Here is a 20260-nt window from a genome sequence, read left to right on the forward strand (position 1 = left end):
CAACCGGAGGGGATAGCCATGATTAAAATTACGCTACCTGACGGGCATTATTATGACGAGATGCTGACCGCGCAGGGTGCACAGCGGCCGCACTATAATGCCTGGTGGCAATGGTTTCGCAACACCGATCAATTCTCTATCCGGCAGAAAAAAGCGCAAGCGGAACTGCTTTTTCACCGTATCGGCATCACCTTTAACGTTTACGGCGAGGATGAGGGGACCGAGCGGCTGATCCCGTTTGACAGCGTGCCGCGGATCATACCTGCCGGGGAGTGGCAGCGCATTGACCGCGGCATACGCCAGCGGGTGAAAGCGCTGAACGCCTTCCTCTATGACATCTATCATGAGCAGAATATCCTGCGCGCGGGGCTGATCCCGGCCGAGCAGGTGCTGGCCAACGAGCAGTATCAACCGTGCATGCAGGGCATCAACCTGCCAAACAACACCTATGCCCATATCACCGGCGTCGATATGGTGCGCAATAACGACGGTCAGTACTACGTGCTGGAGGATAATCTGCGCACGCCGTCCGGCGTCTCCTACATGCTCGAAAACCGTAAGATGATGATGCGCCTCTATCCGGAGATGTTCGAGCAGCATCACATTGCGCCGGTGGAGCGCTACCCGAGCTACCTCCTGCAGACCCTGCGCGAAAGCTCGCTGGTGGATGATCCCTGCGTCGTGGTGATGACCCCGGGTCGCTTCAACAGCGCCTACTTCGAGCACAGCTTCCTGGCGCAGCAGATGGGGGTCGAGCTGGTGGAGAGCGCCGATCTGTTTATTAAAAACGGCGCGGTGTATATGCGCACCACCGAGGGGCCGCGGCGGGTGGATGTGATTTATCGCCGCATCGACGACGCCTGGCTCGACCCGCTGGCCTTCCGCGCCGATTCGATGCTCGGCGTCCCGGGGCTGCTGTCCGTCTATCGCGCCGGCGGCGTAGTGCTGGCCAACGCCATCGGCACCGGGGTGGCTGACGACAAATCGATCTATCCGTACGTCCCGGAGATGATCCGCTTTTACCTCGGCGAACAGCCGATCCTCAGCAATATCCCCACCTGGCAGTGCCGGAAAGCGGAGGACCTGCGCTACGTGCTGAGCAATCTCGAGCTGATGGTGGTCAAGGAGGTCCATGGCGCCGGGGGCTACGGCATGCTGGTTGGCCCGCGTTCGACTAAAGAGGAGCGGGAGGCCTTCCGCCAGCGCCTGCTGGCCAATCCGGCCAACTATATCGCCCAGGACACCCTTGCGCTGTCGACCTGCCCCACCTTCGTTGAGGAAGGTCTGTCGCCGCGGCATATCGATTTACGGCCCTACGTGCTGTCCGGGCAGGAGATGCGGCTGGTGCCCGGCGGCCTGACCCGCGTGGCCCTCACCGAAGGGTCGCTGGTGGTCAACTCGTCGCAGGGCGGCGGAACCAAGGATACCTGGGTGATGGAGGATGACGCATCATGCTAAGTCGTACGGCGAGTGAACTGTTCTGGATGGCCCGCTATCTCGAGCGGGCGGAGAGCTACGCCCGGGTGCTGGACGTGACCTGGAAATTATCAATGATCCCCCGCCACAGCCAGCAGTCGCGGGATCTGGCGCTACCGCTGAATTTGTCGATGACCCACGAGTTGTTTCAGGCGCGCCATGCCCGCTTTACCATGAGCAATCTGCTCAACTTTTTTGCCCTTGATGGCAACAACCCCTGCAGTATTTACAGCTGCGTGGAGATGGCGTGGAACAACGCGCACGCGGTGCGCGGCAGTCTGTCGGCCGAAGTGTGGGAGAGCATCAATGCCACCCGCATTGAACTGCGGACCCTCCGCCAGCAGGGGCTGGGCGAGCTGGGGAGCGACGGCTTTTTTGAGTGGGTGAAAGAGCGGGTGCATCTGTTTCGCGGGGCAGTGATCGGCACGCTGCTGCGCAACGACGCCCTGAGTTTTATCGGTATCGGCACCCTGATTGAGCGCGCCTTCGCCACCACCCAGCTGCTGCTGATTAAGGATCAACAGCTGACCAACGACCCGGACCCGGTGCGGGAATACTACCGGCTGGATACCCTGCTCAATGCGGTCAGCGCCCGCGAAGCTTACAACAGCCTCTATCGCCAGCCGGTCAGTCGCGAAACGGTGATGGAGCTGCTGATCCTGCGCAACGATATTCCGCGTTCGCTGCGCGCCAGCATTGCCGACCTGGTGGGCGAGCTGGAGAAGATCGCCAACGATCGCTCCTATCAACCGTTGCGCCTCGCCCATCAGCTCAACGTTGACCTGCGCTTCAGCACCCGTGACGACCTGGCGCAGGCGGACCTGCAGACCACCCTTAACGGGCTGCTGGCGAGAATTAACGCGCTGTCCGACAGCATCAGACAAACCTACCTGGAGGCCTTATGAAACTGGTCATCGATCATCTCACCCGCTATGGCTACGATGAAGAAGTGAAGTTTTCCACCCAGTATCTGCGCCTGACGCCGCGCAGTACCGCCCGGCAGACGATCACCGCCTGGACGCTGACCCTGCCGGACGGCGCGGCGGTGACCACTACCGACGGCTGGGGCAATGTGCTGCATGTGCTGACGCTGGATAACCCGCACAAGGAGATCACCATCCGCGCCAGCGGGATTGTCGATATCGCCGACGAAGGGGAGGAGACGCGTGATGAAGAGGCCGAGCTGCTGTCGCCGCTGGTTTTTCTGCGCTGTACGCCGCTAACCCGCGCCGATACGGCGATCCGTGAGTTTGCCCAGCGCCTCTATCGTCCCGATGCGGCGGAAGAGAGTCTGAATCAACTGATGGCGGATCTGCTGTTAAGAATGCCATACTCCCCCGGCGCGACCCAGGTGCAGGACTCCGCCGCCGACGCCTTCGCCCGCGCGAAGGGGGTGTGCCAGGATCATACCCATGTTTTTCTCGCCTGCTGCCGCGCGCTGGAGATCCCGGCGCGCTACGTCAGCGGCTATGTCTACAGCGATAACGCCCAGCATGTGGCGATGCATGCCTGGGCGGAAGTCTGGCTCGACGGCCGCTGGCTGTCGTTTGATATCACCAATAATACCCGTCGCCTGAATCAGCATTTACGGCTGGCGACCGGGCTGGATTATCTCGATGCCTGCCCGGTACGGGGCACCCGGCTGGGCGGCGGCGGGGAGATTATGTTAACTAACGCTGAAGTGCGCGAACACAGCCAGCAGGCGCAGCAGCAATAATACGGGAATAACCGCAATGACCTACTGTGTGGCCATGTGCCTGGCGGATGGACTGGTGTTTGCTTCCGACTCCCGCACCAATGCGGGCGTCGACCATATTGCCACTTTTAAAAAGCTGCACGTTTTCCATCAGGAGGGGGAACGGGTGCTGGTGCTGCAATCCGCCGGCAATCTGGCCACCACCCAGAGCGTGATAAGCCTGCTCAGCGCGCGCATCCGTACCCAGCAGGAGCCGAATCTGATGCAGGTCACTTCCCTCTACGACGCCGCGATGCTGATCGGTAAAACGCTGCTGGAGGTGATCCAGCGCGACAGCAGCAACCAGCAGACCTGCAGTAACACCAACTTCAACTGCAACCTGCTGCTTGGCGGCCAGATCGCCGGCGAAACCCATCGTCTGTTCCATATTTATCCGGAGGGCAACTTTATTGAAGCCACCCGCGACACGCCTTATTTCCAGATTGGCGAAAGCAAATACGGCAAACCGATCATCGATCGGGTGCTGACCATCGACACGCCGCTGGAGCAGGCGATGTGCTGCGCGTTGATCTCCATTGACTCGACGCTGCGCAGTAATCTGTCCGTCGGCCTGCCGCTGGATACGCTGCTCTACCGCAGCGGCAGCTTCAGCGCCGGGCAGCATCGCATTACCGACAGCGATCCCTACTTCAACCGCATTCGCAAGGCGTGGTCCGAAGGGCTGTTGCACACCTTCCAGACTCTGCCGACCTGGACGCCAGCGGAGCGGGAAGAGGAGTAGTCGCTGTGACGCTCCGCCGGTATCGTCGGCGCGAAGGCGGGTAAGGCGCTGGAGTCCTTAAGTATCCTCGACCTGGCGGTAAAATTTCAGCAACAGCGGTAAAAAAATTAACGACAGGCAGCACGCATCGTAGGCCGGGCAAGGCGCAGCCGCCGCCCGGCACAAAAGCGACGCCGCTGTTCTTGTCCGACGGCGCTGCGCCTGCACCGGCCTGGATGGCCCGGGGAGGGGTTATCCCGTAGGCCCGGCAAGCGCAGCGCCGCCGGGCGATGGACCTGTTTAAACACCGCCAACCTGTTGCGCCATGGACGGTATTCTCTTTGCCCTGTTGAACACAAACGTGCTTTTTGGCAAAGCTAAGTCAATTAAATACTTTGTTATTTAACGTGTTATCTCACATCTTCGGTGGGAATGAGGCAACACGGCAAGGTATCGGAAGTGACGGAAAAGAAGACGGCTGTCTATGTGGATGACCAACAGCGCATCCTGATCCGCCAGCTGGCGCGCAGCTGGCTGTGGCGCAGCGAGCTGCCGACCTGGCTGCTGATTGTGACGGTTTACGGCGGCTGGTTTGCCTGCGTGGCGGGCTGGCGGACGCTGGGACTGTTTCCGGCCACGCTGCTGTTGATCTGGTTTACCGCCTGGTATATGTCCTTACAGCATGAGCTGATCCATGGGCATCCCACCCGGCTGGCATGGTTTAACCAGCTGTTGGGGACGCTGCCGCTGGCGGTCTGGTATCCCTATGGCGTCTACCGCGACAGCCACCTGGCGCACCATCGCAACCATCTGCTGACGCACCCTGAGGATGACCCCGAATCGTACTACGTAACGGCGGAAAGCTGGCAGCGCTTCTCAGCCTGGCAGCGCCGCCTTATCCACCTGCGCAACACCTTCTGGGGGCGTCTGCTGCTGGCGCCGATGATGGATATTATTCACACCCTGAACAGCGCGCTGCGGGCTTTCCACGAGGGCGACCGCCGCGCTATCGCCATGTGGAGTCTGCATCTGTTGCTGCTGACGGGCCTGCTGACCTGGATGGCGGCGCAGGGTTTTTCTCCGCTGTGGTTTGTGCTGGCGGTGAGCTACCCGGCGCTGGCCCTGACCAAAGTACGCTCTTTTCTCGAACACCGCGCCGCGGATGACCCGCTGGCCCGCTCGGTGATCAACGAGGCCGGGCTCCCCTGGCGGGCGCTGTTCCTCAATCTCAACTACCATGCGGTGCATCATGATCTGCCAGGGGTCCCCTGGTACGCTTTACGTCAACTGTATCTGCATCGCCAGGCGGCGTATCTGCAGCGTAATCAGGGGTTCCTGGTGCGCGGGTACGGCGAGTGGCGACGCCATTTTAGCCGCCGGGCGGTGGCGGTGAACGCCCATCCGGGCTTTGGCGAGCAGGCGGGAGGAGAACATGGCTGAACGCATGACTTTTCCGATGTATGCCATCCACCGCCAACAGACCCAGGCCCTGTGGCAGGCGGTGCAGTCGCTGCTGGACGAACGCGGCGTGATGGTGGCGGGGGACCCTCCGGCGGCTGACCCCGGGGATCTGCTGGCTCACTGGCGCCAGCCGACGCTGTTGCTGAGCCAGACCTGTGGCTACCCGCTGGTGACCCAATTGCCGGAGGTGCAGACGGTGGGCTGCTTCCACTACGCTGCGCCCGGTTGCGAAGGGCGCCGCTATCGCAGCCTGCTGGTGGTCCGCGAAGCGGATAGTCACCGGATGCTGGGGGACTTTTTTGGCCGTCGGGCGGTGTGCAATGCCGAGCACTCGCAGTCCGGCTACAACGTACTGCGTAAAATGGTCGCGCCGCTCTCCCGGGAGGGGCGTTTTTTTTCAGCGGTGATGTTCAGCGGCAGCCATCGGCAATCGCTGCGCGAACTGCAGCAGGAAAACGCCGATATCGCCGCCATCGACTGCGTGACCTACGCTCTGCTGCAGCGCCATCAGCCGCAGGCTCTGGCTGGCCTGGTGGCGATCGGCTGGAGCCCGGCCGCGCCAGGGCTGCCGCTGATCACCGCCGGCGCCACCCCGGCGGCAACGCTGAATAGCCTGCGCGAGGCGCTCCAGCAGCTGGTAAGCGATGATCGCTATCGTTCCCTGTGCGACGCCTTGCTGATCTGCGGCTATAGCGATATGTCGCGGGAGGCCTATGCGCCGCTGCTGGCGTGGCGGGATGAGGCCGCGGCGCTGGGGGTCAGCCAGCTATAGGCGAAATGCCCGGGCCAGCGATCTGCGCCGGGGCGGGCTATAGCGGCTGGTCCCACGGCTGGGCGCTGAGATCCATTCGCAGATAGGAAGAGAGCAGGTCGACAGCCATCTGGTCGCTCATCAGCTGCTCGTTAAGCTGCTGGCGCAGCCGCGGGATCATCTCTTCACGATAGGCCGGGTCGTTGTTTTATGGATTTGTGATCGGCAACACAAATGACTCTCCAATGGCCGTCGTAAAAGATAAATTACCAGGGTTGATTTTAATCAAAGTATGACCAACTGCGCTATGGCGGAAAAAAGATCGCTGCCTATCGCGACCCAAAAGAAAAATTGTGAATTTAATGTTTCTTTGGTGTAAATAATGACCGTGCATTTTCCCCAACCGCCGGGGATAAAATGTGATGCCCGACCAGCTTGTCGTTAAATAATGGCGTTTATTACGTCTGCTTTTTATTCTTTACAGCATTAATTTAATTTTCGGCTTTCTTCTCACCCTGATAGCGCGGGTCGAATAACGTACAAAAGACGTATTTTTTATCGCCATTTCGCCGTCGATGTTATCGCCATCAATTATTTTTATCCCCGCATTCGGCCACGGCAAAAGGCGCGCAAATAGCGTTCATGATGCTTTTAATATATTGATTTTACTTTACTTATTCTGACTCGTGGATCCTGCTTATCCGCCGCGGCGGAGCCTTTGTGAGAGCTCTCACATAACCCGGCAATTGCGATTTGTTACACTTTCCGCCGTCAACAAAGGAATGAAAGTGAGACGTGATGAATAATTTTTCTCTGCCTAAAACACAGCATCTGGTAGTTTTCCAGGAAGTGATCCGCAGCGGGTCAATCGGGGCCGGAGCAAAAGCGTTAGGACTCACTCAGCCGGCGGTCAGTAAAATTATTGGCGACATGGAGAGTTATTTTGGCAGCGAATTAATCGTCCGGCGAAATACTGGCGTCTCGCTCACCGAGGCCGGGCAGGTATTTCTCAACTGGTCAGAAGCGATCACCCGTGAAATGAAAAATATGGTCAATGAAATGAATGCTCTGACCAACAGCGCGGTGGTGGATGTCTCCTTTGGTTTCCCTTCGCTGGTCGGGTTTACCTTTATGTCGGAGATGGTGCATCAGTTTAAAATGACTTTCCCGAAGGCGCGGGTCTCGATGTATGAGGCGCAGCTCTCCGCCTTTTTGCCGGCAATCCGCGACGGGCGCCTCGACTTCGCCATCGGGACGCTGAGCGATGAGATGAAACTGCAGGACCTGCACGTCGAGCCGCTGTTTGAGTCTGAGTTTGTGCTGGTGGCGAACCGGGCGCGGATCGGCAACGGCACCGTCCGCCTGGCCTCGCTCCAGCACGAGCAGTGGGTGCTGCCGGAGACCAATATGGGCTACTACAGCGAACTGCTGACCACCCTGCAGCGCAGCGGTATCCGCCGTGAAAATATCGTTAATACCGATTCGGTGGTGACGATCTATAACCTGGTGCTCAATGCCGATTTTCTGACGGTGATCCCCTGCGACATGACCACGCCGTTTGGCTCGAGCCAGTTTGTCACCATCCCCATTAAAGAGGCCTTGCCGGTGGCGCGCTATGCGGCGGTATGGTCGAAAAATTACCGGTTAAAAACCGCCGCGGCGTCGCTGGTGGAGATGGCGAAACACTATTCCTCGGGGCAGGGCAACCGCCACTGGCAGCCATTACAAATTATTGCGTAACTGAAAGTCGTTAAATAATCCAACACACGTCCTCGCTGTTATCAGCAGGATGACGCCCGGTCATTGACTTTATATTAAGATACAGAGGCCATAATGCATATTACCTACGATCTTCCGGTATCTATTGACGATATTCTCGAAGCGAAACAACGCCTCGCGGGAAAAATATATAAAACAGGCATGCCCCGTTCGAATTATTTTAGCGAGCGCTGCCAGGGCGAAATATTTCTTAAATTCGAAAATATGCAGCGCACGGGTTCATTTAAAATTCGCGGCGCCTTTAATAAACTGTGCGGTTTAACCGCGGCGGAAAAACGCAAAGGGGTGGTGGCCTGCTCAGCGGGCAACCACGCCCAGGGCGTCTCGCTCTCCTGCGCCATGCTAGGCATTGACGGGAAAGTAGTGATGCCGAAAGGGGCGCCGAAATCGAAAGTTGCCGCCACCTGTGATTATTCGGCGGAAGTGGTGCTACATGGCGATAACTTTAACGATACCCTTGCCAAAGCCAGCGATATTGTTGAACTTGAGGGCCGCATTTTTATTCCCCCCTATGACGACCCGCAGGTTATCGCCGGGCAGGGGACGATTGGACTCGAAATATTAGAAGATCTGTATGACGTGGATAATGTCATCGTGCCCATTGGCGGCGGCGGCTTAATTGCCGGTATCGCGATTGCGATTAAATCCATTAACCCGACAATCCGCATTATCGGCGTGCAGTCGGAGAATGTTCACGGCATGGCCGCCTCCTGGTATGCCGGGGAAATCACCAGCCATCGCCACGCCGGCACCTTAGCCGATGGTTGCGACGTCGCCCGCCCGGGGAAACTGACCTATGAAATCGCCCGCCAGCTGGTGGATGACATCGTCCTGGTGAGTGAGGACGACATTCGCCAGAGCATGGTCGCCTTAATTCAGCGCAATAAAGTGATCACCGAAGGGGCCGGGGCGTTAGCCTGCGCCGCGTTATTAAGCGGCAAACTCGACAGCTATATCCAGAACCGCAAAACGGTCAGCCTGATTTCCGGGGGCAATATCGATCTCTCCCGGGTATCGCAAATTACCGGTTTTGTTGACGCTTAATTCAATACATAAGTGAGGACAGGATATGAGTACGACTGAGAGCATTGCATCCAGCCAGACAAGCCTTTCGTCCTGGCGTAAATCTGACACCACCTGGACCCTGGGCCTGTTTGGCACCGCTATCGGCGCCGGGGTGCTGTTTTTCCCGATCCGCGCCGGCTTCGGCGGGCTGATCCCGATCCTGGTGATGCTGGTGCTGGCCTATCCCATCGCCTTTTATTGCCATCGGGCGCTGGCCCGGCTATGCCTGTCGGGGGCTAACCCCTCCGGCAATATCACCGAAACGGTGGAAGAGCATTTTGGCAAAACCGGCGGGGTGGTGATCACCTTTCTGTACTTCTTCGCCATCTGCCCACTGCTGTGGATTTATGGCGTCACGATCACCAATACCTTTATGACTTTCTGGGAGAACCAGCTGCAGATGCCGGCTCTCAACCGCGGGGTGGTGGCGCTGCTCCTGCTGCTGCTGATGGCGTTTGTCATCTGGTTTGGTAAAGACCTGATGGTCAAGGTGATGAGCTATCTGGTGTGGCCGTTTATCGCCAGCCTGGTGGTGATCTCCCTGTCCCTGATCCCCTACTGGAATAGCGCGGTGATTGACCAGGTCAACCTCAGCGATATCGCCTTAACCGGTCACGACGGCATTCTGGTGACGGTATGGCTGGGCATCTCCATCATGGTGTTCTCCTTCAACTTCTCGCCGATCGTCTCCTCGTTTGTGGTCTCCAAACGCGAAGAGTATGAAGCGCAGTTTGGCCGCGAGTATACCGAACGCAAATGCTCCCAGATCATCTCCCGGGCCAGCATGCTGATGGTGGCGGTGGTGATGTTCTTCGCCTTCAGCTGCCTGTTTACCCTCTCACCGCAGAACATGGCGGACGCCAAGGCGCAGAATATCCCGGTGCTCTCCTATCTGGCGAACCACTTTGCCTCGATGTCGGGCACCAAATCCACCTTTGCCACCCTGCTGGAGTATGGCGCGTCGATCATCGCCCTGGTGGCCATCTTCAAATCGTTTTTCGGCCACTATCTCGGCACGCTCGAGGGGCTGAACGGTCTGATCCTGCGCTTTGGCTATAAAGGGGATAAAACCCGGGTCTCCAGCGGCAAGCTCAATACCCTGAGCATGGTGTTCATCATGGGCTCGACCTGGGTGGTGGCCTATGCTAACCCCAATATCCTCGACCTGATTGAGGCCATGGGCGCGCCGATTATCGCCTCGCTGCTGTGCCTGCTGCCGATGTACGCCATTCGTAAAGCGCCTTCGCTGGCCAAATACCGTGGCCGTCTCGATAACCTCTTTGTGACCGCCATTGGTCTGCTGACCATCCTCAACATCGTTTACAAACTGTTCTAATCCGGCTCAGGCCACGCGGAGTACAACATGACTGAATTTCCGGTAGTACTGGTGATTAACTGCGGCTCGTCGTCAATCAAATTTTCCGTCCTGGACGCCGCCAGCTGCGACTGCCTGCTCAACGGCGTGGCCGAGGGCATCAACGCGGAACGGGCGTCTCTCTCGCTCAACGGCGGCGAGCCGGTGGCGCTGGCGCAGCGCGGCTACGAAGGCGCCCTGCAGGCGATTGCCGGAGCATTAGCCCAACGCGACCTCATCGACAGCGTGGCCCTGATTGGCCACCGCGTCGCCCACGGCGGCGACCTGTTCACCGAGTCGGTCATTATTAGCGAGGAGGTTATCAATAACATTCGCCAGGTATCGTCCCTGGCCCCGCTGCATAACTACGCCAGTCTCAGCGGCATCGCCTCGGCGCAGCGGCTGTTCCCGGAGGTGATGCAGGTGGCGGTCTTTGATACCAGCTTTCACCAGACCCTGGCCCCGGAAGCTTTTCTCTATGGTCTGCCGTGGGAGTATTACCAGAATCTCGGGGTACGCCGCTACGGTTTCCACGGCACCTCGCACCGCTATGTGTCCCAGCGCGCCCTGGCGCTGCTCGGGTTGCCGGAGCAGGAGAGCGGCCTGGTGATCGCCCACCTGGGCAATGGCGCCTCGATCTGCGCGGTGCGTAACGGCCGCAGCGTGGACACCTCGATGGGGATGACGCCGCTGGAGGGGCTGATGATGGGCACCCGCAGCGGCGATGTCGACTTCGGCGCCATGGCGTGGATTGCCGGGGAAACCCGGCAGACCCTCAGCGACCTGGAGCGGGTAGCCAACACCGCCTCCGGCCTGCTGGGGATCTCCGGTCTTTCCTCCGACCTGCGGGTGCTGGAGCAGGCGTGGCATGAGGGCCATGCCCGCGCCCGCCTGGCGATTAAAACCTTTGTCCATCGTATCGCCCGCCATATTGCCGGCCACGCCGCGGCGCTGCAGCGTCTCGACGGCATTATTTTCACCGGCGGGATTGGCGAGAACTCGGTGCTGATCCGTCGGCTGGTGAGCGAGCGGCTGAGGGTCTTTGGCCTTGCGATGGACGCCGCCCGCAATCAGCAGCCCAATTCGGCCGGCGAGCGCCTGATCTCCGCCGACGGCAGCCGGGTGCGCTGCGCGGTTATTCCTACCAATGAAGAGCGCATGATTGCCCTCGATGCGATCCGCTTAGGCCGGATCCACACCGCGGCGGCGCTGGCCTGACTTTTTATTCTGTAGAGAGACGATGTTCATGAAACTAGATATCGATACCCAGGATGTACGATACGCTGACGCCTGGCTGGGCTTTCGCGGTACGGCGTGGCAAACGCAGATCGACGTTCGCGACTTTATTCAGCATAACTACACCCCTTACGAGGGCGATGAGTCTTTCCTCGCCGACGCGACGCCAGCGACCACCGCCCTCTGGGAGCAGGTGATGGCCGGGATCCGCGTCGAGAACGCCACCCATGCGCCGGTGGATTTCGACACCAATGTCGCCACCTCCATCACCGCCCACGCGGCGGGCTATATCAACCAGCCGCTGGAAAAGATCGTCGGCCTGCAAACGGACCAGCCGCTGAAGCGCGCCCTGCATCCTTTTGGCGGCATCAAGATGATCAAAAGCGCCTTCGAGGCCTATGGTCGCGAAATGGATCCTGACTTTGAGTATCAGTTTACGGCGCTGCGTAAGACCCACAATCAGGGCGTTTTTGACGTCTATTCCCCGGATATGCTGCGCTGCCGCAAATCCGGGGTGCTGACCGGGCTACCGGACGGCTATGGCCGCGGACGGATCATCGGCGATTACCGCCGCGTGGCGCTGTACGGCATTCGCTATCTGGTCCGCGAACGTGAGCTGCAGTTTGCCGACCTGCAGCCGGCCCTTGAGCGCGGCGAGGCGCTGGAGGCCACCCTGCGCCTGCGCGAAGAGCTGGCCGAACAGCGGCGCGCGCTGCTGCAGATGCAGGAGATGGCGGCCCGCTACGGCTGCGATATCTCTCACCCGGCGCGCACTGCCCGGGAGGCGGTGCAGTGGCTCTACTTCGCCTACCTGGCGGCGGTGAAGTCGCAGAACGGCGGCGCCATGTCGCTGGGGCGCACGGCCACCTTCCTCGACATCTATATCGAACGCGATCTGCGCGCCGGTTTATTGAATGAGGAGCAGGCCCAGGAGCTCATTGACCACTTCATCATGAAGATCCGCATGGTGCGTTTCCTGCGCACCCCGGAATTTGATTCGCTGTTCTCCGGGGATCCCATCTGGGCGACGGAGGTGCTGGGCGGCATGGGGCTGGATGGTCGCACCCTGGTCAGCAAAACCACCTTCCGCTATCTGCATACTCTGCACACCATGGGCCCGGCGCCGGAGCCGAACCTGACCGTGCTCTGGTCGCAAGCGCTGCCGGCGGCGTTTAAAAAATATGCCGCCCGGGTCTCTATCGCCACCTCGTCGCTGCAGTATGAGAACGACGATCTGATGCGCAGCGATTTTCACAGCGACGACTACGCCATCGCCTGCTGCGTCAGCCCGATGGTGATCGGCAAGCAGATGCAGTTCTTCGGCGCCCGCGCCAATCTCGCCAAAACGCTGCTCTACGCGATTAACGGCGGGGTGGATGAGAAACTAAAGATTCAGGTGGGGCCGAAAACCGACCCTCTGCGTGATGAGGTGCTGGACTACGACACCGTGATGGCCAGCCTCGACCACTTTATGGACTGGCTGGCGGTGCAGTACATCAGCGCGCTGAACATCATCCATTGCATGCATGATAAGTACAGCTACGAGGCGGCGCTGATGGCGCTGCACGATCGCGACGTCTACCGCACGATGGCCTGCGGCATCGCCGGCCTGTCGGTGGCGGCGGATTCGCTGTCGGCGATAAAGTACGCCCGGGTGAAGCCGGTGCGCGATCACCACGGGCTGGCGGTGGACTTTGTCATTGAAGGCGACTATCCGCAGTACGGCAACAACGACGATCGGGTCGATGCCATCGCCTGCGACCTGGTGGAGCGCTTTATGCGCAAAATTCAGGCGCTCCCCACCTGGCGTCAGGCGGTGCCGACCCAGTCGATCCTGACCATCACCTCCAACGTGGTATACGGCCAGAAAACCGGCAATACGCCGGACGGACGTCGGGCGGGGACGCCGTTCGCCCCGGGGGCCAATCCGATGCATGGCCGCGACCGGAAAGGGGCGGTGGCGTCGCTGACCTCGGTGGCGAAACTGCCGTTTACCTACGCCAAAGATGGCATCTCGTATACCTTCTCCATCGTGCCGGCGGCCCTCGGCAAAGCCCCGTCGGCGCAGGAAAACAACCTGGTGGGCCTGCTGGACGGCTACTTCCATCACGAGGAGACGGTGGAGGGGGGACAGCATCTCAACGTCAATGTACTGAACCGGGAAAAGCTGCTCGATGCGATAGAACACCCGGAGCAGTATCCGAATCTGACGATCCGCGTCTCCGGCTATGCGGTCCGCTTTAACGCGCTGACCCGCGAACAGCAGCAGGATGTGATCTCCCGAACGTTCACCAGCCAACTCTGAGCGGCCACCGGGCCACAGGAGAGCCTTTATTGGGCTCTCCTGTTATCATCTTCACATTACCGCAACAAAATAATCACCACTGTTGATCATATTCGCATTTTTGCACCACGCCGGCGCGCAGCGACCGCTAACTGCATCTATGTTTAGCTCACGGGCCGGTACGGATACCGCGTTGTCCGGCTCGCCACGTGATGGCAACCGATCTCCTGACCTGAAAGGGAATGCGCCCTTGCCGATGCGGCACGGGTTGCCGTCGCGTGCGTACCGACCGGGGCGACTGTTCTCCGGTGTTCCACTCCTTCCTGGCGGGATTTTTGCTTCTTCCACCCTGGCCGTCCTGGCGCTGCGCCAACGTCGGCACCACACGGTAAGTGATATTTTCTGCGTCATTCCATGACGCCAGGCTTTACATCGCTGAGGAATATCCGAATGTCTTTGAAACTGAAAACAATGACGCTTCATGTTGTGATAGCAGGTTGTATGAGCATGGCCTTTTACGCCCAGGCAGACGTGAAGATCGGCGTCGCCGGGCCCTTTACCGGACCCAACGCCACCTACGGCGCCCAGTACTGGAAAGGGGCCTCGCAGGCGGTGGCCGATATCAATGCCGCCGGCGGCATCAAAGGCGAAAAGATTGTGCTGGTGCAGGGGGATGACGCGTGCGAACCGAAGCAGGCGGTGGCGGTGGCCAACCGGCTGGTGGATGAAGCGAAAGTCTCCGCCGTGGTGGGGCACTTTTGCTCTTCCTCAACGATGCCGGCCTCCGAGATATATGACGAAGCCGGGATCCTGACCATTACCCCCGGCTCGACCAACCCACAGATCACCGAGCGCGGCATGAAAGATCTCTTCCGTATGTGTGGTCGTGACGATCAGCAGGGGGCGATCGCCGCCAAGTATATGCTGGACGTGCTGAAGGCGAAGAAAATCGCCGTCATCCACGATAAAGACACCTATGGTCAGGGGCTGGCCGATGCCACCCGCGCGGCGCTGGCGAAGCGGGGTACCAAAGAAGTGTTGTACGAAGGCCTTTCCCGCGGTGAAAAAGACTTTAACGCCCTGGTGACCAAGATCGGCGCCCTCAAGCCGGACGTGGTCTACTTTGGCGGCTGCCATCCGGAAGCGGGCCCGCTGGTGCGCCAGATGCGCGAGCAGGGGGTGCAGGCCAAATTCTTCTCCGGCGACTGTATCGTCACCGAGGAGCTGGTCACGGCCGCCGGCGGGCCGCAGTTCACCAACGGCGTGCTGATGACCTTTGGTCAGGATCCGCGCACCCTCCCGGACGGCAAAGCGGTGATCGAGAAGTTCCGCGCCAGCGGCTTTGAGCCGGAAGGTTATACCCTCTACGCCTACGTCTCTATTCAGGCTATCGCCGCGGCCTGGAACGCCGTCGGTATCGATAACGCCAAAGCCAGCGACTGGCTGAAGAGCCACGACGTCGAGACGGTGATGGGCAAGAAAGCCTGGGATGGCAAAGGCGACCTCAAGGTGTCCGACTACGTGGTCTATCAGTGGGACGACAAGGGCAAATATCACCAGCTCTGATCGGCCACGACCTGAGGACGCTCTGTCCTTTTGACTTGCGAATTGTCACATGACGGCGGTTGACCGGGAACGGAACCCGGCGGCCGTCTGCCTGGCGGCTGGAGGGGCTATGACGGCGTTTTTTCTGCAACAACTGATCAATGGGCTGACGCTGGGCGCGGTGTACGGCTTAATCGCCATCGGCTACACCATGGTGTATGGGATCATCGGCATGATCAACTTCGCCCACGGCGAGGTGTATATGGTCTCCGCCTACCTGTGCGCCATCGGCCTGGCGCTGCTCTCTTTCTTCGGGATCCACTCCTTTCCGCTGCTGATTTTCGCCACCCTGGTGTTCACCATCGTGGTCACCGGCGTATACGGCTGGGCGATCGAGCGCATCGCCTACCGGCCGCTGCGCAACTCGACGCGGCTGGCGCCGCTGATCTCGGCTATCGGGATGTCGCTGATCCTGCAGAACTATGTCCAGCTGAGCCAGGGGCCGAACCAGCAGGGGATCCCGACGCTGCTTAGCGGCGCGTTGCGCATGACGGTGGGCGATGGGGTGGTGCAGATCACCTGGACCAAGGTGTTTATTCTCGTCGCGGCGCTGGTGGGGATGCTTATCCTGACCTGGATTATTCAGTATACCCGGCTGGGGCGCATCTGCCGCGCCACCCAGCAGGACCGGCGCATGGCGGCGATCCTTGGCATCAATACCGACCGGGTGATCTCCCTGGTGTTTGTCATCGGCGCGGCGATGGCCGGTCTGGCCGGCGTGCTGGTGACCATGAACTACGGCACCTTCGACTTCTATATCGGATTTATTATCGGCATCAAAGCCTTCACCGCCGCGGTGCTGGGCGGGATCGGCTCGCTGCCTGGCGCGATGCTGGGTGGTCTGCTGCTTGGGGTGGCCGAAGCCCAGTTCGCCGGGCTGGTGAATTCGGATTACAAAGATGTCTTTTCCTTTGCGCTGCTGGTGGCGATCCTGATTTTTCGCCCGCAGGGGCTGCTGGGACGTCCGCTGGTGGCCAAGGTCTAAGGAGGCTTTATGGGTGAAATTACGCGCCAGCCTGCGCGGGCTATCCAAAACGCGCTGATCGACAGCGTACTGGCCGGCCTTTGCGCGTTAATTGTCTTTGGCCCGATCGTCGGCGTGGTGCTCAAAGGGTATGGTTTTACCCTCGCGCCTGCGCGGGTGGCGATTCTGGTGGCGGTGGTGATGGCCGGCAGGCTGGCGCTCAGTCTGCTGCTGCAGAGCCACAGGGGAAAAGCCTTTATTGCCCGCTTTGAGGGGGCGGATGACGGGGTGTACGTCCGGCCGCCGGGCTACCGCTCGCGGCTGCGCTGGATAATACCGCTGCTGGTGGGGCTGGCCATTGTCTTTCCGTTTCTCGCCACAAAATATCTGCTGACCGTGGCCATTCTTGGGCTGATCTACGTTCTGCTTGGCCTGGGGTTGAATATTGTGGTGGGCCTCGCGGGCCTGCTCGATCTGGGCTATGTGGCGTTTTACGCCATCGGCGCCTACGGCCTGGCGCTGGGCTACCAGTACCTGGGACTTGGCTTCTGGGCGATGCTGCCGCTGGGGGCGGTGATGGCGGCTCTCGCCGGGGCGTTGCTGGGCTTTCCGGTGCTGCGTATGCATGGCGACTATCTGGCCATCGTCACCCTCGGCTTTGGCGAAATTATCCGCCTGGTGCTCAACAACTGGGTGAGCTTCACCGGCGGCCCTAACGGCGTACCGGTGCCATCCCCCACGCTGTTTGGCCTCGAGTTTACCCGCCGGGCGAAAGATGGCGGCATCCCCATCCATGAGTTTTTCCACGTCAGCTACAACCCCAACCTGAAATTCATCTTTCTCTACGCCGTGCTGTGTCTGGTGGTGATGCTGGTGCTGCTGGTGAAGCATCGCCTGACGCGGATGCCCATCGGCCGCGCCTGGGAGGCGCTGCGCGAGGATGAGATCGCCTGTCGGGCGATGGGGCTCAACCACGTGCTGGTGAAGCTCTCGGCGTTTATGCTCGGCGCGTCGACGGCCGGCATCGCCGGGGTGTTCTTCGCCAGCTATCAGGGGTTTGTTAACCCGACGTCGTTCACCTTTTTTGAGTCGGCGCTGATCCTGGCGATTGTGGTGCTTGGGGGAATGGGCTCCACCCTGGGGGTGGTACTGGCGGCGTTTGTTCTGACGGTCACCCCGGAGCTGCTGCGCGGTTTTGACGAATATCGGGTGCTGCTGTTCGGCGTGCTGATGGTGATGATGATGATCTGGCGGCCGCGCGGTCTGGTGCGCACCAGCCGCAGCGGGGTTGCGTTGCGAAAAGGAGTCGCGCCATGACCGACAGCATCTTACGCGTTGAGCATCTGATGATGCATTTCGGCGGCATCAAAGCGCTGAATGATGTCAATCTGGAGGTGGAGCGGGGGTCGATCACCGCCCTGATAGGCCCCAACGGCGCGGGCAAGACCACGGTGTTTAACTGCCTGACCGGTTTTTATCGGGCGACGGGGGGCAGTATCGTGCTGCGGGCGCGGGAAAAGGTCACCGATGTTATTCAGGTGCTGGGGCAGAAGCTTCACCCGGACGATTTTCTCCACCCGGCGCAGCTGGGGAGGCGGATCTATTACAAGATGTTCGGTGGCACCCATCTGGTGAACCGCGCTGGCCTGGCGCGCACCTTCCAGAATATACGTTTATTCCGCGAGATGTCGGTGATCGAGAACCTGCTGGTGGCCCAGCATACCCAGGTCAACCGCCATCTGCTGGCCGGGATCCTCAATACCCGTGGGTATCGGCAGGCGGAGAGTCAGGCGCTGGATCGCGCTTTTTACTGGCTGGAGGTGGTGGAGATGGTGGACTGCGCCAACCGTCTGGCGGGGACCCTCTCCTACGGACAGCAGCGGCGGCTGGAGATCGCCCGCGCCATGTGCACCCGTCCGGAGATGATCTGTCTGGACGAGCCGGCCGCCGGCCTCAACCCGGTGGAAACCCAGGCGCTGAGCCGGATTATTCGCTTTCTGCGCCAGCAGCACGGCATTACGGTGCTACTGATCGAGCATGATATGGGGATGGTGATGGAGATTTCGGATCATATCATCGTCCTCGATCACGGGGACGTCATCGCCCGCGGCGCGCCGCAGGCGATCCAGGCCAACGCCAGTGTGATTGCCGCCTATCTTGGCGCTGAGGAAGAGGAGACGCGCCGATGAGCCAGCCTTTGCTTGCCTTTAATGAGGTGGATGTCTTCTACGGGCCGATCCAGGCCCTGAAGCAGGTCTCCCTCACCGTCAACGAGGGGGAGACGGTGGCGCTGATCGGCGCCAACGGCGCCGGTAAATCAACGCTGCTGATGTCGGTCTTCGGCCAGCCGCGCATTGCCGGCGGGGAGATTTTCTATCGCGGGGAGGCGATCAGCCGGAAATCGACCCACTTTATCGCCAGCAACGGCATCGCCCAGGCCCCGGAAGGGCGGCGCATCTTTCCCGATATGACCGTCGAGGAGAATCTGCTAATGGGGACCATTGCCATTGGCAACCGCTATCAGGCCGAGGACAAGGCGCGAATGTACCAGCTGTTCCCCCGGCTGGAAGAGCGGCGGGGACAGCGGGCGATGACCCTCTCCGGCGGCGAGCAGCAGATGCTGGCCATCGCCCGGGCGCTGATGAGCCGACCGCGCCTGCTGCTGCTGGATGAGCCGAGCCTGGGGCTGGCGCCGCTGGTGGTGAAGCAGATTTTTCAGATCCTGCGCGAGCTGACGGCCCAGGGGATGACGCTGTTTCTGGTGGAGCAGAATGCCCGCCATGCCCTTAACCTGTCGGACCGCGCCTACGTGATGGTGAACGGCCAGATCCGCCTGAGCGGTAGCGGCCAGACGCTGCTCAACGACCCGGAGGTGCGTAAGGCATATCTGGGGATCAGCGGCTGAGGGGGTTATTCCCGCAGTTCGTTACGGGTTTTAATGTGCTGCCAGAAACGTTCGGCGGCCTGGTTAAGCCGCGAGCCGGAGCGGTAGAGCCAGGCGCCGATCGGCAGCGACAGGCTCTCATCGAGGATCGTCAGCCGGCCTTCGTCCAGCTCGCGTTGAATGGAGTACTGCGGCAGCCAGCCCACGCCGTCGCCATTGAGGATCATGCGCTTGAGCAGCTCGCTCATGGAAGAAACAAAGGTGAGAGAGAAGGTGATCTCCGGCGTGCGGTCGATCACCTGGTTCACCTGGCGCCCCATATAGCTGTCGTTGGCGTATTTCATCAGCGGCAGCACGCCGCGATGTAAATGAAACAGCGGGCGGCCATGTTCGTCGCAGGGGGAGACCAGGTGCAGGTAAGAATCAAAAATTTTATGATTAATAAACGGATAGTTCATTAATTCTTCATTATAGAAGGAGAGGATAAAATCGCTTTTTCCCTCTTTCAGGTTAAATACGGCGTCGTTGACGTTAATCGATTCAACATGAAAAGTCTTATTTTTACGGTCGGTGTAACCGGCGATGATCTCCGGCAGTAATAACACCGACAGCGAAGGGGCGGCGTCGATTCTTATTTTCTGGGTAGTGTTATTTAAGCCTTTAATACGGCTGATCTGAAAATCCATGTCATCGAGCATATTTCGCGCATAGCCGACAAAAATTTTCCCGCGGTTGGTCAGCTGCAGAGGGTTGGCGCTACGATCGAAGATGCTGAATCCGAGGGAAGCCTCCAGCGACTGGATGCGTCGACTGAACGAGGACTGAGAGATGTTGCGGGCTTTGGCCGCCAGGGTAAAGCTGCGCGACTCCTCGAGGGCAATCACATCATACAGCCATTTTACTTCCAGATTTGCCAACACCGATCCAGTCCTCAAAAACGCAATA

At 59.8% G+C, this 20260-nt stretch carries 20 protein-coding genes; 16 read left to right on the forward strand and 4 right to left on the reverse strand.

What is annotated here, in order from left to right; all coding sequences use genetic code 11:
- Positions 1-18 precede the first annotated feature (18 nt).
- The 6 genes from ACR809_RS09815 (at position 19) to ACR809_RS09840 (ending at position 6165) form a co-directional block, all read left to right on the forward strand.
- A complete protein-coding gene (locus ACR809_RS09815; protein ID WP_019725309.1) occupies positions 19-1458 on the forward strand; it encodes a circularly permuted type 2 ATP-grasp protein in 1440 nt (479 codons plus the stop codon).
- A complete protein-coding gene (locus tag ACR809_RS09820) occupies positions 1452-2381 on the forward strand; it encodes an alpha-E domain-containing protein (protein ID WP_002910835.1) in 930 nt (309 codons plus the stop codon). The genes ACR809_RS09815 and ACR809_RS09820 overlap by 7 nt, the downstream gene beginning before the upstream one ends.
- The gene (locus tag ACR809_RS09825) at positions 2378-3193 is read left to right on the forward strand and encodes a transglutaminase family protein (protein ID WP_002910832.1); all 816 of its coding nucleotides are present in this window, start codon (positions 2378-2380) and stop codon (positions 3191-3193) included. The genes ACR809_RS09820 and ACR809_RS09825 overlap by 4 nt, the downstream gene beginning before the upstream one ends.
- Before the next feature lie 16 nt (positions 3194-3209).
- Positions 3210-3953 (forward strand): proteasome-type protease, encoded by a 744-nt coding sequence (locus tag ACR809_RS09830; RefSeq protein ID WP_015958643.1) that lies wholly within the window; start codon positions 3210-3212, stop codon positions 3951-3953.
- Between the two features lie 438 nt (positions 3954-4391).
- Positions 4392-5372 (forward strand): fatty acid desaturase, encoded by a 981-nt coding sequence (locus ACR809_RS09835; protein WP_004200323.1) that lies wholly within the window; start codon positions 4392-4394, stop codon positions 5370-5372.
- Positions 5365-6165, forward strand: coding sequence for a phosphate/phosphite/phosphonate ABC transporter substrate-binding protein (locus tag ACR809_RS09840; RefSeq protein WP_004189318.1), 801 nt, complete (start codon positions 5365-5367; stop codon positions 6163-6165). Before ACR809_RS09835 ends, ACR809_RS09840 begins: the two co-directional genes overlap by 8 nt.
- Positions 6166-6202: 37 nt before the next feature.
- Here the strand turns inward: ACR809_RS09840 and ACR809_RS09845 are convergent, their stop codons facing one another.
- Positions 6203-6325, reverse strand: a complete 123-nt coding sequence (locus ACR809_RS09845; RefSeq protein WP_004211068.1) for a nitrilotriacetate monooxygenase component A — start codon at positions 6323-6325, stop codon at positions 6203-6205.
- A gap of 297 nt (positions 6326-6622) precedes the next feature.
- Complete coding sequence (locus ACR809_RS09850; RefSeq protein ID WP_004148810.1) at positions 6623-6766, reverse strand: hypothetical protein; 144 nt, start codon at positions 6764-6766, stop codon at positions 6623-6625.
- Between the two features lie 176 nt (positions 6767-6942).
- Here ACR809_RS09850 and tdcA point away from each other — a divergent pair, with 176 nt between their 5' ends.
- The 5 genes from tdcA (at position 6943) to pflB (ending at position 13883) form a co-directional block, all read left to right on the forward strand.
- On the forward strand, positions 6943-7884 hold the full coding sequence (gene tdcA / locus ACR809_RS09855; protein ID WP_117045281.1) for a transcriptional regulator TdcA: 942 nt from the start codon (positions 6943-6945) through the stop codon (positions 7882-7884).
- Between the two features lie 93 nt (positions 7885-7977).
- The gene (gene tdcB, locus ACR809_RS09860; protein ID WP_002910762.1) at positions 7978-8967 is read left to right on the forward strand and encodes a bifunctional threonine ammonia-lyase/L-serine ammonia-lyase TdcB; all 990 of its coding nucleotides are present in this window, start codon (positions 7978-7980) and stop codon (positions 8965-8967) included.
- Positions 8968-8992: 25 nt separating this feature from the next.
- Positions 8993-10324 (forward strand): threonine/serine transporter TdcC, encoded by a 1332-nt coding sequence (gene tdcC / locus ACR809_RS09865; protein WP_004200322.1) that lies wholly within the window; start codon positions 8993-8995, stop codon positions 10322-10324.
- Between the two features lie 27 nt (positions 10325-10351).
- Positions 10352-11560, forward strand: coding sequence for a propionate kinase (tdcD, locus tag ACR809_RS09870; protein ID WP_122051209.1), 1209 nt, complete (start codon positions 10352-10354; stop codon positions 11558-11560).
- Between the two features lie 28 nt (positions 11561-11588).
- Positions 11589-13883 (forward strand): formate C-acetyltransferase, encoded by a 2295-nt coding sequence (pflB, locus tag ACR809_RS09875; protein ID WP_122051210.1) that lies wholly within the window; start codon positions 11589-11591, stop codon positions 13881-13883.
- A gap of 51 nt (positions 13884-13934) precedes the next feature.
- On the opposite strand, the gene ACR809_RS09880 is transcribed toward pflB, so the two are convergent.
- On the reverse strand, positions 13935-14081 hold the full coding sequence (locus ACR809_RS09880) for a hypothetical protein (protein ID WP_004225356.1): 147 nt from the start codon (positions 14079-14081) through the stop codon (positions 13935-13937).
- 288 nt (positions 14082-14369) lie between these two features.
- Between ACR809_RS09880 and ACR809_RS09885 the strand changes: the two genes are divergently transcribed.
- From ACR809_RS09885 to ACR809_RS09905, 5 genes are all read left to right on the forward strand, one after another.
- Positions 14370-15428: a branched-chain amino acid ABC transporter substrate-binding protein gene (locus tag ACR809_RS09885; RefSeq protein ID WP_162992572.1), complete on the forward strand. Its 1059-nt coding sequence runs from the start codon at positions 14370-14372 to the stop codon at positions 15426-15428.
- A gap of 109 nt (positions 15429-15537) precedes the next feature.
- A complete protein-coding gene (locus ACR809_RS09890) occupies positions 15538-16452 on the forward strand; it encodes an ABC transporter permease subunit (protein WP_004175489.1) in 915 nt (304 codons plus the stop codon).
- Positions 16453-16461: 9 nt separating this feature from the next.
- Complete coding sequence (livM, locus tag ACR809_RS09895) at positions 16462-17748, forward strand: high-affinity branched-chain amino acid ABC transporter permease LivM (RefSeq protein ID WP_004148804.1); 1287 nt, start codon at positions 16462-16464, stop codon at positions 17746-17748.
- Positions 17745-18620: an ABC transporter ATP-binding protein gene (locus ACR809_RS09900; RefSeq protein ID WP_004148803.1), complete on the forward strand. Its 876-nt coding sequence runs from the start codon at positions 17745-17747 to the stop codon at positions 18618-18620. The genes livM and ACR809_RS09900 overlap by 4 nt, the downstream gene beginning before the upstream one ends.
- A complete protein-coding gene (locus tag ACR809_RS09905; protein ID WP_004175491.1) occupies positions 18617-19336 on the forward strand; it encodes an ABC transporter ATP-binding protein in 720 nt (239 codons plus the stop codon). Before ACR809_RS09900 ends, ACR809_RS09905 begins: the two co-directional genes overlap by 4 nt.
- Positions 19337-19341: 5 nt before the next feature.
- Here the strand turns inward: ACR809_RS09905 and ACR809_RS09910 are convergent, their stop codons facing one another.
- Complete coding sequence (locus tag ACR809_RS09910; protein WP_004145473.1) at positions 19342-20235, reverse strand: LysR substrate-binding domain-containing protein; 894 nt, start codon at positions 20233-20235, stop codon at positions 19342-19344.
- Between the last annotated feature and the right edge of the window lie 25 nt (positions 20236-20260).

Source organism: Klebsiella sp. CD33 (genome assembly GCF_051992865.1).
GTDB lineage: Bacteria > Pseudomonadota > Gammaproteobacteria > Enterobacterales > Enterobacteriaceae > Klebsiella > Klebsiella pneumoniae.

Bases quoted from the DNA above. Each gene is read 5' to 3' on its own strand.
- ACR809_RS09815 (WP_019725309.1), top strand. From the start codon at position 19: ATGATTAAAATTACGCTACCTGACGGGCATTATTATGACGAGATGCTG.
- ACR809_RS09820 (WP_002910835.1), top strand. From the start codon at position 1,452: ATGCTAAGTCGTACGGCGAGTGAACTGTTCTGGATGGCCCGCTATCTC.
- ACR809_RS09825 (WP_002910832.1), top strand. From the start codon at position 2,378: ATGAAACTGGTCATCGATCATCTCACCCGCTATGGCTACGATGAAGAA.
- ACR809_RS09830 (WP_015958643.1), top strand. From the start codon at position 3,210: ATGACCTACTGTGTGGCCATGTGCCTGGCGGATGGACTGGTGTTTGCT.
- ACR809_RS09840 (WP_004189318.1), top strand. From the start codon at position 5,365: ATGGCTGAACGCATGACTTTTCCGATGTATGCCATCCACCGCCAACAG.
- ACR809_RS09845 (WP_004211068.1), bottom strand. From the start codon at position 6,325: ATGATCCCGCGGCTGCGCCAGCAGCTTAACGAGCAGCTGATGAGCGAC.
- tdcA (WP_117045281.1), top strand. From the start codon at position 6,943: ATGAATAATTTTTCTCTGCCTAAAACACAGCATCTGGTAGTTTTCCAG.
- tdcB (WP_002910762.1), top strand. From the start codon at position 7,978: ATGCATATTACCTACGATCTTCCGGTATCTATTGACGATATTCTCGAA.
- tdcC (WP_004200322.1), top strand. From the start codon at position 8,993: ATGAGTACGACTGAGAGCATTGCATCCAGCCAGACAAGCCTTTCGTCC.
- tdcD (WP_122051209.1), top strand. From the start codon at position 10,352: ATGACTGAATTTCCGGTAGTACTGGTGATTAACTGCGGCTCGTCGTCA.
- pflB (WP_122051210.1), top strand. From the start codon at position 11,589: ATGAAACTAGATATCGATACCCAGGATGTACGATACGCTGACGCCTGG.
- ACR809_RS09885 (WP_162992572.1), top strand. From the start codon at position 14,370: ATGGCCTTTTACGCCCAGGCAGACGTGAAGATCGGCGTCGCCGGGCCC.
- ACR809_RS09890 (WP_004175489.1), top strand. From the start codon at position 15,538: ATGACGGCGTTTTTTCTGCAACAACTGATCAATGGGCTGACGCTGGGC.
- livM (WP_004148804.1), top strand. From the start codon at position 16,462: ATGGGTGAAATTACGCGCCAGCCTGCGCGGGCTATCCAAAACGCGCTG.
- ACR809_RS09900 (WP_004148803.1), top strand. From the start codon at position 17,745: ATGACCGACAGCATCTTACGCGTTGAGCATCTGATGATGCATTTCGGC.
- ACR809_RS09905 (WP_004175491.1), top strand. From the start codon at position 18,617: ATGAGCCAGCCTTTGCTTGCCTTTAATGAGGTGGATGTCTTCTACGGG.